Raw genomic sequence first — 14,866 nt, 5'->3', positions numbered from 1 at the left:
GGGTTTGTTCCCAGCCCCGCCCCTTCCCGGCCGCGTCTGATGTGCGGCTCCGCCGCGTGGGGGGGCAAGCCCCCAGACCCCCACAACGCTGCGCACCCCGGAACCGGGGCCGCGCCCCAGACCCCGCGACACGGCTTCGCCGCGTTGTCCTCGAACGCCGGACGAGCCAGGAGGGTGGGCGCCCGGACCGGACCCCTGAATCAGCCCTTCCCTCCCCTTACTCCTGCGGTTCCACCCCCGCCCTTCGCAAGCCGTACGCGTAGGCGTCGTCCAGCGCCTGCCACGAGGCCGCGATGACGTTCTCCGCCACGCCCACCGTCGACCACTCGCCGCTCTCGTCGCTCGTCGAGACCAGGACCCTCGTGATGGAGCCCGTGCCCAGGCTGCCTTCCAGGATGCGGACCTTGTAGTCGGTGAGCTTCAGGGCGGCGAGCTGGGGATAGATGCGCTCCAGGGCCACGCGCAGGGCCCGGTCCAGGGCGTTGACCGGGCCGTTTCCCTCGGCGGTGGCGACGATGCGCTCGCCCTTGGCCCACAGTTTCACGGTCGCCTCGTTGGCGTGCGTGCCGTCGGGGCGGTCCTCCACGATGGCGCGCCAGGACTCCACCCGGTAGTAGCGGCGCGCCCGCCCCTCCGTCTCCTGACGCAGCAGCAACTCGAAGGAGGCGTCGGCCGCTTCATAGGTGTAGCCCGCCAGTTCGCGCTCCTTGACGCGCTCGACGACGCGGCCGATCAGCTCGCGGTCGTCGCCCAGGTCGATGCCCAGTTCCTTGCCCTTGAGCTCGATGGAGGCGCGGCCGGCCATGTCGGAGACCAGCATCCGCATGGTGTTGCCGACGCGCTCCGGGTCGATGTGCTGGTAGAGGTCCGGGTCGACCTTGATCGCGGAGGCGTGCAGCCCGGCCTTGTGCGCGAAGGCGGAGACGCCGACGTAGGGCTGGTGGGTGGAGGGCGTGAGGTTGACGACCTCGGCGATGGCGTGCGAGATGCGGGTCATCTCGGCGAGCGAGCCCTCCGGCAGCACCTTGCGGCCGTACTTGAGCTCCAGAGCGGCGACGACGGGGAAGAGATTGGAGTTGCCGACGCGCTCGCCGTAGCCGTTGGCCGTGCACTGCACGTGCGTGGCGCCCGCGTCCACGGCGGCGAGGGTGTTGGCGACCGCGCAGCCCGTGTCGTCCTGCGCGTGGATGCCGAGCCGCGCCCCGGTGTCGGCGGCCACGGCGCGCACGACGGCCTCGACCCGCGCGGGCAGCATCCCGCCGTTGGTGTCGCAGAGGACGGCCACGTCGGCGCCCGCCTCGTGCGCGGTGCGCACGACCTGCGTCGCGTAGCGGGAGTTGGCGTGGTAGCCGTCGAAGAAGTGCTCGCAGTCGACGAAGACCCGTCGGCCGCGCGCCCGGAGGTAGGAGACGGTGTCGCGCACCATCGCGAGGTTCTCCTCCAGCGTGGTGCGCAGCGCGAGTTCGACGTGGCGGTCGTGGGACTTGGCGACCAGTGTGATGACGGGGGCGCCCGAGGCGAGGAGCGCCGCGACCTGCGGGTCGCCCTCCGCGCGGACGCCCGCCTTGCGGGTGGCGCCGAACGCGACGAGCCGCGCGTGCTTGAAGTCGATCTCCTCCTGGGCCCGCTGGAAGAACTCGGTGTCCCGGGGGTTCGCGCCCGGCCAGCCGCCCTCGATGAAGCCGACGCCGAAGTCGTCCAGGTGCCGGGCGATGGTCAGCTTGTCCGCGACGGTGAGGTTGATGCCTTCGCGCTGCGCGCCGTCACGCAAGGTGGTGTCGAAGACGTGGAAGCTGTCGTCGGTTGCGTCCGTCATGCTGCTCTGGCTCCTGTCGGATCTCGGTCTACCGGACTGACCGGTTCCACCGTCCCCTCATGGTCGCGCGCCCTCGCCTCCGGCGGAGGTGGTGCCGGGAAACGAAAAGACCTCTCGCGGGTGCGAGAGGTCTGCGCGCGGGTCTGGGACGACGGTGGCCGCGCCGTACGTCGTGGGTACGGCGGGGTCACTGCGGACCGGCGCGCTCACTGCCCATAATCATGGCGAGGTTGAGCACGGGGCCATCTTGGCACGAGGCCGGTCGCGGTGCGGTCCGGTCTCACGATGCGGTCACCTCGGGCGCCCGGGACGCCTCCTGGTGCCGCTTCCCCTTGAGGTCGATGTCCCGCGTCTCCCGCATCGTCAGATAGACGACCAGGGATACGGCGGCGCAGCCCGCCACGTACCAGTAGAAGCCCGATTCCACGCCCGCGTTCTTGAACCACAGGGCCACGTACTCCGCCGTGCCGCCGAAGAGGGCGTTGGCGACGGCGTAGGGCAGAGCGACGCCCAGGGAGCGGATGGCGGTCGGGAAGAGCTCGGCCTTCACACACGCGTTGATCGACGTGTAGCCGGTGACGACGACCAGGGCGAGCAGCGACAGGCCCAGCGCGGGCCAGAAGGAGCCCGCGTGCTTGAGCATGGTCATGATCGGCACGGTCAGGAAGGTGGAGCCCACCGCGAAGGTGATCAGCAGCGGGCGGCGGCCGATGCGGTCCGAGAGCGCCCCGGCCAGCGGCTGGAGGCAGGCGAAGACGATCAGCGCGCAGAAGCTGACCAGCGTCGCGGTCTGCTTGGACAGACCGGCGCTGTTGGAGAGGTATTTGGTGAGGTAGGTGGTGTACGTGTAGTACGCGACCGTGCCGCCCATGGTGAGCGCGACGACCAGCAGCGCCTCCCGCTTGTGCCGCAGCAGCGCGCGGATGGTGCCGCGTTCCTCCCGCTCCGCGGCGTCCGCGTCGCCGATCTCCTCGTACGCCTCCGTCTCCAGCATGTTGCGCCGGAGGTAGAAGATGACGGCGGCGCCGAGCGCGCCGATCACGAACGGGATGCGCCAGCCCCAGCTGTGCAGTTCGCCGTTGGAGAGGGTGTGCTGAAGGAGGATCTGGAGGGCGAGGCCGAGGATCTGGCCCGCGGTCATCGAGACGTACTGGAAGCTGGAGGCGAAGCCGCGGCGGCCCGGCGCGGACGCCTCGGTGAGATAGGTGGCGCTGGCCGCGTACTCGCCGCCGACGGAGAGGCCCTGGAGCAGCCGCGCGATCAGCAGGACGGCGACTCCGCCGTAGCCCGCGACCCCATAGGTGGGGGCGACGGCGATCAGCACGGCGGACGCCGACATCAGCGAGACGGTCAGGGTGAGCGCCGCCTTGCGGCCCTTGCGGTCACCGACCCGGCCGAGCAGCCAGCCGCCGACCGGCCGCATGAAGAAGCCGACCGCGAAGATGCCCGCGGTGTTCATGAGCTTGGCGGTGTCGTTGCCCGCGGGGAAGAAGGCTCCCGCGAAGTAGGTCGCGAAGCTCGCGTAGACGAACCAGTCGAACCATTCGACCATGTTGCCGGCCGAGCCGACCCAGATCTTCTTCCAGTGCTGTCCCATGGTCGATCACGGTGGCGGAACAGCAGGGTTTCGGACAAGGGTCCGAGCGACAACGATCATGCGTACTTGCGTGCGTTGTGATCACCACGCACGCAAGTACGCGACCGCCGGAGCGGTCTCAGCCGCCGAGCGGGTGCATCCAGCCGTGGGTGTCCGGGGTGGCGCCGGTCTGGATGTCGAGGAGCGCCTTGCGGAGCTTCATGGTGACCTCGCCGGGCTTGCCGTCGGCCACCGTCCAGTCGGCGCGCGTGGACTTGACCGAGCCGACCGGGGTGATCACGGCGGCGGTGCCGCAGGCGAAGACCTCGGTGAGGGTGCCGTCGGCGTTGCCGTTCTTCCAGTCGTCGACGGAGATGCGGCCCTCGGTGACCTCGTAGCCGAGGTCCGCGGCGATCGTCATCAGCGAGGCGCGGGTGATGCCCGGCAGGAGGGAGCCGCTGAGCTCCGGGGTGACGATCTTGTCCCCGTACACGAAGTACAGGTTCATGCCGCCCATCTCCTCGATCCAGCGGCGCTCGATGGCGTCCAGCCAGACCACCTGGTCGCAGCCCTTCTCGGCGGCCTGGGCCTGGGCGACGAGGGAGGCCGCGTAGTTGCCGCCGGCCTTCGCGGCGCCCGTGCCGCCGGGAGCGGCGCGCACGTACTCCTCGCAGAGCCACACCGAGACGGGCGTGACGCCGCCCGGGAAGTAGGCGCCGGCGGGCGAGGCGATCACGACGAAGAGGTATTCGTTGGACGGGCGGACGCCCAGCCCGATCTCCGTGGCGAACATGAAGGGACGGAGGTAGAGGGAAGCCTCGCCGGAGCTCGGCACCCACGCCTTGTCCTGGGTGACGAGCGCGTCGCACGCCTCGATGAAGGTCTGGACGGGCAGCTCGGGCATGGCCAGGCGGCGCGCGGACGCCTGGAGGCGCTTGGCGTTCTCCTCCGGGCGGAAGATGGCGACCGAACCGTCGGGCTGGCGGTACGCCTTGGCGCCCTCGAAGATCGTCTGCGCGTAGTGCAGCGTCATGTTGGCGGGGTCGATCGACAGCGGCGCGTAGGGAACGAGCTGGGCGTCGTGCCAGCCGCGGCCCTCGGTCCACTTGATGGTCACCATGTGGTCGGTGAAGTGGCGGCCGAAACCGGGGGCGGCCAGGATCCGTTCCCGCTCGGCGTCCGACAGCGGGTGCGAGGAGGGCTTGAGCTCGATCGTGGGCGTCGTCATGAATCCGTGTCCTTCACCTTTGTGTGTGGCGGACCGCGAACTCACTCCGCCCCGTTCGGTACGGGACGTTCGAGATTCCCCTCGTACCGCGGCCCCACGTTCGATTATCGCTCGTGGGGCCGTGGACGGAAAATGTGTTGCGCGGCCCGGGTCGATGGTCGCACCCAACCGCGCGGTAGCACAGCAGGTGGGACTAGCCGGCGGCTACTCGCAGCGCGAGCGCGTCGCCGATCTGGTCCGTGGTGCGGAACGCGCTCCCGCGCTCCGCGAGGTCCTCGCTCACCGCGGTCTCGATGCGCGCGGCCTCCCTCTCGTGGCCGAGGTGGCGCAGCAGCAGGGCCACGGAGAGGACGGTGGCCGTCGGGTCGGCCTTGCCGGTGCCCGCGATGTCCGGCGCGGAGCCGTGGACCGGCTCGAACATCGACGGGAAGGCGCCGCCGGGGTTGATGTTGCCGGAGGCGGCGAGGCCGATGCCACCGGTGACGGCGGCCGCGAGGTCGGTGAGGATGTCACCGAAGAGGTTGTCGGTGACGATCACGTCGAAGCGCTCGGGCTGGGTGACGAAGAAGATCGTCGCGGCGTCGACGTGCAGATAATCGGTGGTGACGTCGGGGTACTCCTGGCCGACCCGGTCGAAGACGCTCTTCCACAGGTGGCCGGCGTACACGAGGACGTTGTTCTTGTGCACGAGGGTGAGCTTCTTGCGCGGCCGCGTCCTGGCCCGCTCGTAGGCGTCGCGCACCACGCGCTCCACGCCGTACGCGGTGTTGACGCTGACCTCGGTCGCCACCTCGGCGGGGGTGCCGGTGCGCAGGCTGCCGCCATTGCCGGTGTACGGGCCCTCGGTGCCCTCGCGGACGACGACGAAGTCGATCTCGGGGCGGCCGGCGAGCGGGGTGGCCGTGCCGGGGAAGAGCTTCGACGGGCGCAGGTTCACGTAGTGGTCGAAGGCGAAGCGCAGCTTGAGCAGCAGCCCGCGCTCCAGCACCCCCGAGGGGACGGACGGGTCGCCGATCGCGCCGAGCAGGATCGCGTCGTGCCGCTTGAGGGACTCCAGCTCGGCGTCCGGCAGGGTCTCGCCGGTGGCGTGCCAGCGGCGGGCACCGAGGTCGTATTCCTCGGTCTCCAGCTTGACGTCCGAAGGGAGCACGGCACCAAGGACCTTGAGGCCCTGGGAGACGACTTCCCGGCCGATTCCGTCACCGGGGATGACTGCGAGGCGAAGGCTGCGAGACATGACCGGACCGTACTCCGCCGTCCCGCTGGATGACACTCCACGTCCACCATACGGACACATTGCGATCCGTATAGGTCGCGTTCATGCAAAGTCCTCATTCAGGTCGCCGATCCCTGGCACGTTCTGCGTCATGGACACACCACGGGTAGGCATCCCCCAACAGCTCGCGAACCGCATGACGATGGCCGAGCAGCACGAGTATCTGCGGACCAGGCTGACGCGGCGCGGCATGCTCCGCGCCGGAGCCCTGACGGCGGGCACCGTCGCGGGCGCGGGCCTGCTGGGCGGCGGTACGAGCGCGTTCGCCGCGGCACCGGCCGCGCTCTCCCCCACCCTGCTCACCTCTGCCGCGACCACCAAGGTGGACGGCAAGCACGTGGCGCCGTTCGGCCGCCACCTCGCCTTCGGCGCCGACCCCAAGACGCAGATGCGGATCTCCTGGCAGGTGCCGTTCGCCGTCCGGAGACCGTTCGTGCGGGTGGGCCTGAAGCCGTGGGACCTCAGCCACCGCATCGACGCGGAGGTGCGGGATCTGCACACCCCGTCGCTGTCCAAGAAGCTCCCGGCCGTCGACCAGGTCTATCTGCACGCGGCCCTGGACAGCCTGCGCCCCGGCCGTACGTACTACTACGGCGTCGGCCACGACGGCTTCGACCCGGCCGACCCCACGCACTTCTCGACCATAGGCACCTTCACCACCGCTCCCGCGCGCGCGGAGAAGTTCGTCTTCACCGCCTTCGGCGACCAGGGCGTCAGCTATCACGCCCTCGCCAACGACCAGTTGATCCTGGGCCAGAACCCGGCCTTCCACCTGCACGCCGGCGACATCTGCTACGCCGACGACAGCGGCGAGGGCAAGCCGACCGACGTCTACGACGCCCGCCAGTGGGACCAGTTCCTCGCCCAGACCGAGTCCGTGGCCAAGAGCGTGCCGTGGATGGTGGCCACCGGCAACCACGACATGGAAGCCTGGTACTCGCCCAACGGCTACGGCGGCCAGAACGCCCGCTGGACGCTGCCGGGCAACGGCATCGACCCGAAGAACTCGCCCGGCGTCTACTCCTTCGTCTACGGCAACGTCGGCGTCGTCTCGCTCGACGCCAACGACGTCTCGTACGAGATCACCGCCAACACCGGCTACACCAGCGGCAAGCAGACCCGCTGGCTCGACCGGCGCCTGGGCGAGCTGCGCAAGCAGCGGGGCGTCGACTTCATCGTGATCTTCTTCCACCACTGCGCCTTCTCGACCACCAACGGCCACGCCTCGGACGGCGGCGTGCGCGACGCGTGGCTGCCGCTCTTCGAGAAGCACAAGGTCGACCTCGTCATCAACGGCCACAACCACGTCTACGAGCGGACCGACGCGATCCGGGGCACCGAGGTCGGCAAGAAGCTCCCGATCGGGGAGACCGCCGACTCCACCCGTGACGGCATCGTCTACGTCACCGCGGGCGGCGCGGGGAAGTCGCTGTACGACTTCCCGGCGCCGGACAGCTACGAGGGCCACGTCAAGGACCAGGAGAGCGTGCCCACGTATCACTGGGTGAAGGGCGGGGGCCGGCAGAAGGAGACGGTGCAGTGGTCCCGCGTGCGCTACACCGGTTACTCGTTCCTGGCGGTCGAGGTCCAGCCCGGCCCGCGGCCGCGGATGCGGGTGACGGCGCTGGCGGAGAGCGGCGAGCGCATCGATCACTTCGACGTGACGCGGAGCGGAGGGTCGAAGGGCTAGCACAGCGACGTGACGCGGAGCGGAGGGTCGAAGAGCTAGTGACCGGTCACGCCGCCGTTGTCGCGCCGGTCCAGCGCGCGCTGGAGGGCTGCGGCGGCGTTCACCCGGTCGGCCTTGTGCTCGGCGCTCTCGGCCGGACGGGGGGCGCGGCGGGTCCTGCGGGCTGCGGTTTCGGGCATGGAAGTCACGTCTCCTCTTGCTTGAGTCGGCTGGCTGTGGCGTCTGGCTGAATCCCCCGGGAGGGGGCGGACGGAGCCGGGAGGAGGGCGCGGGGCGGGTGCCGCAGGGATCACCTGCTCGGGGGCACACCGGCCGGGGCCGCTGTCGCTCGATGGAGCGGAAGGTTCGGCTTCCTCCACGCTAGGACAGGGCGGCGGCGGTGTCTCCAGGAATACTCGGTCTTCCTACTATCTGAGACGGCGGGCGTGCCCGGGACATGACGCCGCCCCCGCCCGGCTGGGGGGCCGGACGGGGGCGGGGATCAGCGAAGGGCAGGTCAGCCCATGTGCGGGTAGCGGTAGTCGGTCGGCGGGACCAGGGTCTCCTTGATGGAGCGGGTCGACGTCCAGCGCATCAGGTTGGACGCGGCACCGGCCTTGTCGTTCGTGCCGGAGGCACGGCCGCCGCCGAAGGGCTGCTGGCCGACGACGGCACCCGTCGACTTGTCGTTGATGTAGAAGTTGCCCGCGGCGAAGCGGAGCTTCTCCATCGCGTCGGCGGCCGCGGCGCGGTCCTGCGCGATGACCGAGCCGGTCAGGGCGTAGGCCGAGACGGACTCCATCTGCGCCAGCATCGCGTCGAAGTCGCCGTCCTCATAGACGTGCACGGCGAGGATCGGACCGAAGTACTCGGTCGTGAAGACCTCGTTCGCCGGGTCGGTGCACTCGATGACCGTGGGGCGGACGAAGTAGCCGACGGAGTCGTCGTACGTGCCGCCGGCGACGATCGTGCAGCTCGGGTCGGCCTTGGCGCGGTCGATCGCGGCCTTGTTCTTCGCGAAGGAGCGGTCGTCGATGACGGCGCCGATGAAGTTCGACAGGTCGGTGACATCACCCATGGTGATGCCGTCGACCTCGGCCGCGAACTCCTCCTTGAAGCCGTCCTCCCAGATGGAGCGCGGGATGTAGGCACGGGAGGAGGCCGAGCACTTCTGGCCCTGGAACTCGAAGGAGCCACGGGTCAGCGCGGTCTTCAGGATGCCGCGGTCGGCGCTCGGGTGGGCGACGACGAAGTCCTTGCCGCCGGTCTCGCCGACCAGGCGCGGGTAGGAACGGTAGTTCTCGATGTTGTTGCCGACCGTCTTCCAGAGGTACTGGAAGGTCTTGGTCGAGCCGGTGAAGTGGATGCCGGCCAGCTCGGGGTGGTTCAGGGCCACCTCGGAGACGGCGAGGCCGTCACCGGTCACCAGGTTGATGACGCCCTTGGGCAGGCCCGCCTCCTCCAGGAGCCGCATCAGCAGCACGGCGGAGTGGGTCTGCGTCGGGGACGGCTTCCATACGACCACGTTGCCCATGAGGGCCGGGGCGGTCGGCAGGTTGCCGGCGATGGCGGTGAAGTTGAAGGGCGTGATCGCGTAGACGAAGCCCTCCAGCGGCCGGTGGTCGCTGCGGTTCCACACGCCGGTGGAGTTGGCGACCGGCTGCTCGGCGAGTATCTGGCGCGCGAAGTGCACGTTGAAGCGCCAGAAGTCGACGAGCTCGCACGGGGTGTCGATCTCGGCCTGCTGCGCGGTCTTCGACTGACCCAGCATGGTCGAGGCGGCCAGCGTCTCGCGCCAGGGGCCGGCCAGCAGCTCGGCGGCGCGCAGGATGATCGCGGCGCGGTCGTCGAAGGACATCGCGCGCCAGGCCGGGGCGGCGGCCAGCGCGGCGTCGACGGCGTCCTGCGCGTCCTGCCGCGTGGCGTTGTTGAAGGTGCCGAGCACGGCGGCGTGGTTGTGCGGCTGGACGACCTGGAACGGCTCGCCGCCGCCCATCCGCTTCTCGCCGTTGATCGTCATCGGCAGGTCGATCGGGTTGCCCGCCAGCTCCTTGAGCTTGGCCTCGAGACGGGCGCGCTCGGGGGAACCGGGGGCGTAGCTGTGCACCGGCTCATTGACCGGGGCGGGGACCTGGGTAACGGCGTCCATGGGTTCCGTTTCTCCTTCGGGGCTCGTCAGGGGGGTCGGGCGGCTCAGCCCTTGGTGAGGATGGAGCGGGCGAAGAACCGCAGGTTGGCGGGCTTCTCGGCGAGGCGGCGCATGAAATAGCCGTACCAGTCGGTCCCGTACGCCGTGTAGACGCGCATCCGGTGGCCCTCGGCGGCCAGCCGGACGTGCTCCTCACTGCGGATGCCGTAGAGCATCTGGAACTCGTACTCGTCCAGTTTGCGCCCCGCCTGCCGGGCCAGCTCCTGCGAGATGGCGATCAGCCGCGGGTCGTGCGAGCCGATCATGGGGTAGCCCTCACCCGCCATCAGGATCTTGACTATGCGGACGAACGCCTTGTCGATCTCGGCCTTGTCCTGATACGCGACGGAGGCGGGCTCCTTGTACGCACCCTTCACGATACGCACCCGGCTGCCGGCGGCGGCGAGGCGGCGGGCGTCGTCCTCGGTGCGGAAGAGGTACGCCTGGATGACGCAGCCGGTCTGCGGGAAGTCCCGCCGCAGCTCCTCGTGGATCGCGAACATCGAGTCGAGGGTGGTGTGGTCCTCGGCGTCGAGCGTGACCGTGGTGCCGATGGCCGCGGCGGCCTCGACGACCGGGCGGACGTTGGCGAGCGCCAGCTCGTGGCCGCCCTCCAGTGCTTGCCCGAACATGGAGAGCTTGACCGACATCTCGGCCTTGGTGCCGAGGCCGAGCTCCTTGAGGCGTTCGATCAGTTCGAGGTAGGCGTCGCGGGCGGCGTACGACTGCTCGACCGTGGTGATGTCCTCGCCGACGACGTCGAGAGTGACTTCCAGGCCCTCGGCCGCGGCGTCCTTCACGATCGGGATGACCTGGTCGAGGGTCTCGCCGGCGATGAAGCGGGCGACCACCTGCTTGGTGCCCGGCGCGGCCGAGACGAGACGGCGGACGGCGTCGCTGCGGGACGCGGCGAGCAGCACAGGACCCAGCACTGGGCACCTCCACGATGACGGCCGGCCCCACGGTGGGGGCGGCATAAGTAACTCATCGTGAAAACTAGAGATCACAGCGATCCTCGGCCATCGACAGCTGTCACGCATCCGTGGCCCGGATCTCAGACACATGTATGACAATAGTGAGCGGCACATGAAACCGGGGGGCGAAATCGGGCCATAACGGGTCCGCACGAAGGGGCCCCAGGTCCGGAGGGAGCGCGGCGGGGCGATGCGCGGCGACTATCAGCAGCTCGTGGACGAGATATCGGCCGCGCTCGGCGCGCCCGCGACCCTGGAGGACCGGGATTTCGGGCTGATCGCCTTCGGCGCCCACGACAGTGACGACGACATCGAGCTGACGATGGACCCGGTGCGGACCCGGTCGATCCTCCAGCGCCGGTCGACCGCGGCCGTCCGGGCGTGGTTCGAGGCGTTCGGCATCGCGCGGGCCCAGGCTCCGCTGCGGATCCCGCCGGATCCCGCGGCGGGGGTGTTCAAGGGCCGCATCTGCCTGCCCGTACGCCACCGGGGGGTGGTGCTCGGCTATGTGTGGCTGCTGGACGACGAGCACCTGTCCGGGCTGGACCTCTCGGTGCCGCTGGCGGACCCGCGGCTCGCGCAGGCGATGGAGACGACCACCCGGATCGGGGCGCTGCTGGCCGCCGAGGCCCGCGCGGGCGCGGAGCTGGGCGAGCTGCTGCGGGAGTTGCTGACCGGGCGGCCCGCGGGCCGGGACTCGGCGCGGGCCGCCCTGCGGGACGCGCTGGGCGCGGCGGGCGACGGACCGCTGGCGGTGGTCGCGGTGGCGCCGTGGCGGGCGGCCGGCGACACCGAGGGTGAGGCGGGGGACGCGGAGGGGCCCGGTGCGGGATCGGCGCTGGCCGGGCAGCCGGGGGTGGCGGCGCTGTGCGCGGTGCCGGACGCCCTCCCGGACGGCTCGGCGACGCTGGCCGCGCTGATCCGGCTGCGGGCGACGACGGCCCCGGCGCCCGCGCTCACGGCGGCGGACCGGCTGCTGCGCTCGCCCCGCGCGGGCGGTGCGGGCGGCCGTCCCGTACGGGCCACGGCCGGGCTCGGCGCTCCCCGCCGGGGGCTCGCGGAGCTGCCGGCCGCCTGGCGCGAGGCGCTGGCGGCCGCGCGGGCGGCCGGGGCGGAGGCGCGGCTGGGGCCGGTGGCGGAGTGGTCGGGCATCGGCCCGTACCGCGTGTTGTCCGCGCTGCCGGCACAGGCCGCGGCGGACCCTTCCGTACGCCCGCTGCTGGCCCCGGCGCACACGGAACTGGCCCGCACGGCGGAGGTCTTCCTCGACTGCGCGGGCCAGGCGGGCCGCACGGCGGCGGCGTTGGGCATCCACCGGCAGACGCTCTACTACCGCCTCTCCCGGGTGGAGCAGCTCACGGGCCTGGACCTGGACGACGGCGAGGGCCGCCTGCTGCTCCACATGGCCCTGAAGGCGGACCGGTTGTAGGAGCGGAGGCTAGTCCTCCTCGGCGCTGATCGCCTGGACCGGGCAGGCGCGCACCGCCTCGCGCGCCAGCGGGTCGCCGCCGCCGTCCTCATTGCCGGGGATCACCGCGCCGAAGCCGTCGTCGTCCTGGGTGAAGACGCCGGGCGCGGTCAGCGCGCACTGACCCGAGCCGACGCAGAGGTCGGAGTCGATGGAGATGCGGAAGGTGCTCATGGTGGTTTCCGTTCCGTGAAGTCGTCACGACGGGTTCGGCGCAGGCCGCCGGTACATCCAGTGCAGGCCGCTCCGCAGCGCTCGGCTACGCGCGATCCGGCCACATCCCGCACAACGACGGAATACGGCACACCGCTACGCCTTCCGGGACAGGTCCGCACACACGGGTGCGGCCGTGACACCCCCGATGTCACGGCCGCACCGCCCGAAGCGTCAGGCCGCGGGCTTCCTGAGGGTCTCCATCAGGCTGGTGAAGCTGTCGTCCGCGTGGCCCTGGCCGAGTCCGCGGCGGAAGATCTCCAGGACGGCGGCCGGCAGTGAGGAGTCGACCCCCGCGTCCTTCGCGGTCTGCGTGATGTGGTCGACGCTAGCGGTGCACATGGCGAGCTTGTCGACGTCACCGCCGTGCTGCCCGGCGTCGACGCGCGGGGTGTAGAAGGAGAGGAAGCCCGGGACCGACGACACGATCGAGGTGGCGTACGGCCGGACCTCCTCGGCGGTGATGCCGTGCGCCTCGGCGACGGTGACGGCGTGCAGCCAGCCGCTCATCGTGGTCCAGAAGATGTCCATCATGAGCTGGTAGTGGAGCGCGGCCAGGCCCGGGTCGGCGCCGCGGTAGTCGGTGCCGGTGAGCACCTCCAGTGTGGGCCGGTGGGTCTCGAAGACATCCCGGGGGCCGCTGTAGAAGGTGGCCGACTCGGACGAGCCGATGCCCGAGGGCGGCACCTGCACCCCGCCGGTGAGGTGGCGCGCGCCGTGCTCCTCGGCCCAGGCGGCGGCCTCGCGGGCGCGCGCCGGGGTGTCGGAGCTGAGGTTGACGAGGACCCGGCCGGACAGCGCCGCGGCGGCGGGCCCGAGGACCGCGAACATCGCGTCGTAGTCGGTCAGGCTGAGCACCACCAACTCATGGGCGCGCAGCGCCTCCTCGACCGTCGCCGCCCGCTCGGCACCCTTGGCGACGAGGGCGTCGGCCTTGGCGGCGGTGCGGTTCCACACGGTCACCGGGTGCCCTGCGGCCAGGAACGCCTCGGTCATCGCCGTGCCCATGGGCCCGAGACCGATGACGGTGACGGCCTGCTTGCTCTGAAAAGACATGGGAGATCCCCCCGCTAGAACGAACGCTCTATCCAGAGAGGAACCTAGCACGCTCTGGAACGAACGCTCTATTCGATATCCTTGCCGGGTGAAGACCACTACACAGGCGGGCGCGGACGCTCTCGGCACACGCGAACGGATCGTCCGGGCCGCGTCACGGCTGATGCAGCGTCAGGGCTACGAGGGGACCGGGATCAAGCAGATCTCCCGGGAGGCCGAGGCGACGCTCGGCTCGGTCTACCACTTCTTCCCCGGCGGCAAGCAGGAGCTGGCGGCGGAGGCGATCCGGCACGGCGACCGGGAGTTCGCGGACATCCTGCGGTCGGTGCTGGCCGGCGAGGAGGACCCGGCGGAGGCGGTGGCCGCGGTGGCCCGTGCCGTCGCCGGCGAGCTGCGCGCCTCCGACTGGATCGACGGCTGCCCGGTCACGGCGACGAGCGTGGGCACGGCCGGGCACGCGCCGGACATCCAGCAGGCGGCGGCGGAAGCGTTCGAGCGCTGGCGCGGGCTGGTGTCCGACAAGCTCCGCGCCTGCGGGATCGCCGAGGAGGACGCCTACGAGCTCGCGCACACGGTGATCCACACGCTGGAGGGCGCGGAGCTGGCGGCTCAAGTCGCGCGGAGCGACGAGCCGTTGGTGATCGCCGGGCGGCACCTGGCCAGGCTGATCACTTCATATCGGTGAGCCTTGAGGTCCGGCGACCCTGGGCGCCGGACCACCGAGCTCAGGCGCCCTCGCGGCCGCCCGGAGTTCCGTCGGCCGAGGGCGACGGCGTCCCGAGGATCTGCCCGGCCAGCGCTTGGCGCATCCCCTCGACCAGCTCCGCGCCGGTCGGCGCGGACTCGGCCTCGATGACCCACTGGACCCACATCCCGATGAACAGGGCGTGATAGAAGGCGCCCGTGGTCCGCTTCGCCTCCTCGCTCACCTGGCTGCCCTCCAGGCCCTCGAAGATCGTCAGCATGCCTTCCCGGCCCTCCGGGAACACGCCGGACAGCCACTTCTTCAACTCCGGGCTGCTCCCCAGCTGACCGACCACCTCCAGCTGGAGCTCCCAGAACCGCCGGCTCTCCTCGAACCCCGCCGTCAGCGTGTTCAGTTTCGCCGTGAAGAGCTCCGCCCGCGAGGCACCCGGGGGCGAGCCGGCCTCCAGGGCGCGGGTCATCGCGTCACCCCACTCCTCGGTCATCTTGACGAACGCGGTCATCATCAGCGCGTCCTTCGAACCGTAGTGGTAGCCGATCGAGGCGAGGTTGGCGCCGGAGGCCGCCACGATGTCGCGCGCGGTGGTGCGCACCCAGCCCTTTTCGAGCAGGCACGCCTTCGCGCCGGCGAGCAGATCTTCACGATGTCCCATGTCAGCAGCCTAGCGCCGGACCATACACACGTACTAGACAGCCG

13 protein-coding genes are annotated in these 14,866 nt (G+C 70.8%); 3 read left to right on the top strand and 10 right to left on the bottom strand.

All coding sequences use genetic code 11. The features are described from left to right. Window positions 1-217: 217 nt before the first annotated feature. The 4 genes from cimA to ACH427_RS14575 all read right to left on the bottom strand — a co-directional run bounded on the left by cimA (window position 218) and on the right by ACH427_RS14575 (window position 5,857). Entirely contained in the window at window positions 218-1,816 is a 1,599-nt protein-coding gene (gene cimA / locus ACH427_RS14590) for a citramalate synthase (protein WP_398869809.1), read from the bottom strand. A 280-nt stretch (window positions 1,817-2,096) separates the two neighbouring features. Then, complete coding sequence (locus tag ACH427_RS14585; RefSeq protein ID WP_398869808.1) at window positions 2,097-3,413, bottom strand: MFS transporter; 1,317 nt, start codon at window positions 3,411-3,413, stop codon at window positions 2,097-2,099. Window positions 3,414-3,531: 118 nt separating this feature from the next. After that, window positions 3,532-4,620, bottom strand: a complete 1,089-nt coding sequence (locus tag ACH427_RS14580) for a branched-chain amino acid aminotransferase (RefSeq protein WP_398869807.1) — start codon at window positions 4,618-4,620, stop codon at window positions 3,532-3,534. A gap of 193 nt (window positions 4,621-4,813) precedes the next feature. Beyond that, the gene (locus ACH427_RS14575) at window positions 4,814-5,857 is read right to left on the bottom strand and encodes a 3-isopropylmalate dehydrogenase (protein WP_398869806.1); all 1,044 of its coding nucleotides are present in this window, start codon (window positions 5,855-5,857) and stop codon (window positions 4,814-4,816) included. A gap of 130 nt (window positions 5,858-5,987) precedes the next feature. On the opposite strand from ACH427_RS14575, the gene ACH427_RS14570 reads away from it, so the two are divergent. After that, window positions 5,988-7,586, top strand: a complete 1,599-nt coding sequence (locus ACH427_RS14570; protein ID WP_398869805.1) for a purple acid phosphatase family protein — start codon at window positions 5,988-5,990, stop codon at window positions 7,584-7,586. A gap of 35 nt (window positions 7,587-7,621) precedes the next feature. Here ACH427_RS14570 and ACH427_RS14565 read toward each other — a convergent pair whose 3' ends face one another. The 3 genes from ACH427_RS14565 to ACH427_RS14555 form a co-directional block, all read right to left on the bottom strand. Next, a complete protein-coding gene (locus ACH427_RS14565; protein ID WP_398869804.1) occupies window positions 7,622-7,765 on the bottom strand; it encodes a hypothetical protein in 144 nt (47 codons plus the stop codon). A gap of 317 nt (window positions 7,766-8,082) precedes the next feature. Then, window positions 8,083-9,714, bottom strand: coding sequence for an L-glutamate gamma-semialdehyde dehydrogenase (gene pruA / locus ACH427_RS14560; protein ID WP_398869803.1), 1,632 nt, complete (start codon window positions 9,712-9,714; stop codon window positions 8,083-8,085). 44 nt (window positions 9,715-9,758) lie between these two features. Then, window positions 9,759-10,685 carry a proline dehydrogenase family protein gene (locus tag ACH427_RS14555; protein WP_398869802.1) on the bottom strand — a complete coding sequence of 309 codons (927 nt, stop codon included), beginning with the start codon at window positions 10,683-10,685 and terminating at the stop codon, window positions 9,759-9,761. A 232-nt stretch (window positions 10,686-10,917) separates the two neighbouring features. On the opposite strand from ACH427_RS14555, the gene ACH427_RS14550 reads away from it, so the two are divergent. Then, window positions 10,918-12,156, top strand: coding sequence for a PucR family transcriptional regulator (locus ACH427_RS14550; protein ID WP_398869801.1), 1,239 nt, complete (start codon window positions 10,918-10,920; stop codon window positions 12,154-12,156). 9 nt (window positions 12,157-12,165) lie between these two features. Here the strand turns inward: ACH427_RS14550 and ACH427_RS14545 are convergent, their stop codons facing one another. Further along, on the bottom strand, window positions 12,166-12,369 hold the full coding sequence (locus ACH427_RS14545; RefSeq protein ID WP_398869800.1) for a ferredoxin: 204 nt from the start codon (window positions 12,367-12,369) through the stop codon (window positions 12,166-12,168). A 213-nt stretch (window positions 12,370-12,582) separates the two neighbouring features. Continuing rightward, window positions 12,583-13,464: an NAD(P)-dependent oxidoreductase gene (locus ACH427_RS14540; RefSeq protein ID WP_398869799.1), complete on the bottom strand. Its 882-nt coding sequence runs from the start codon at window positions 13,462-13,464 to the stop codon at window positions 12,583-12,585. An 88-nt stretch (window positions 13,465-13,552) separates the two neighbouring features. Between ACH427_RS14540 and ACH427_RS14535 the strand changes: the two genes are divergently transcribed. After that, entirely contained in the window at window positions 13,553-14,149 is a 597-nt protein-coding gene (locus ACH427_RS14535) for a TetR/AcrR family transcriptional regulator (protein ID WP_398869798.1), read from the top strand. Between the two features lie 40 nt (window positions 14,150-14,189). Here the strand turns inward: ACH427_RS14535 and ACH427_RS14530 are convergent, their stop codons facing one another. After that, window positions 14,190-14,822, bottom strand: coding sequence for a TetR/AcrR family transcriptional regulator (locus tag ACH427_RS14530; RefSeq protein ID WP_398869797.1), 633 nt, complete (start codon window positions 14,820-14,822; stop codon window positions 14,190-14,192). Window positions 14,823-14,866 lie beyond the last annotated feature (44 nt).

It is taken from the genome of Streptomyces sp. NPDC020379, from assembly GCF_044387105.1.
Taxonomy (GTDB): domain Bacteria; phylum Actinomycetota; class Actinomycetes; order Streptomycetales; family Streptomycetaceae; genus Streptomyces.
This window is presented reverse-complemented; position numbering and strand designations above follow the sequence as displayed.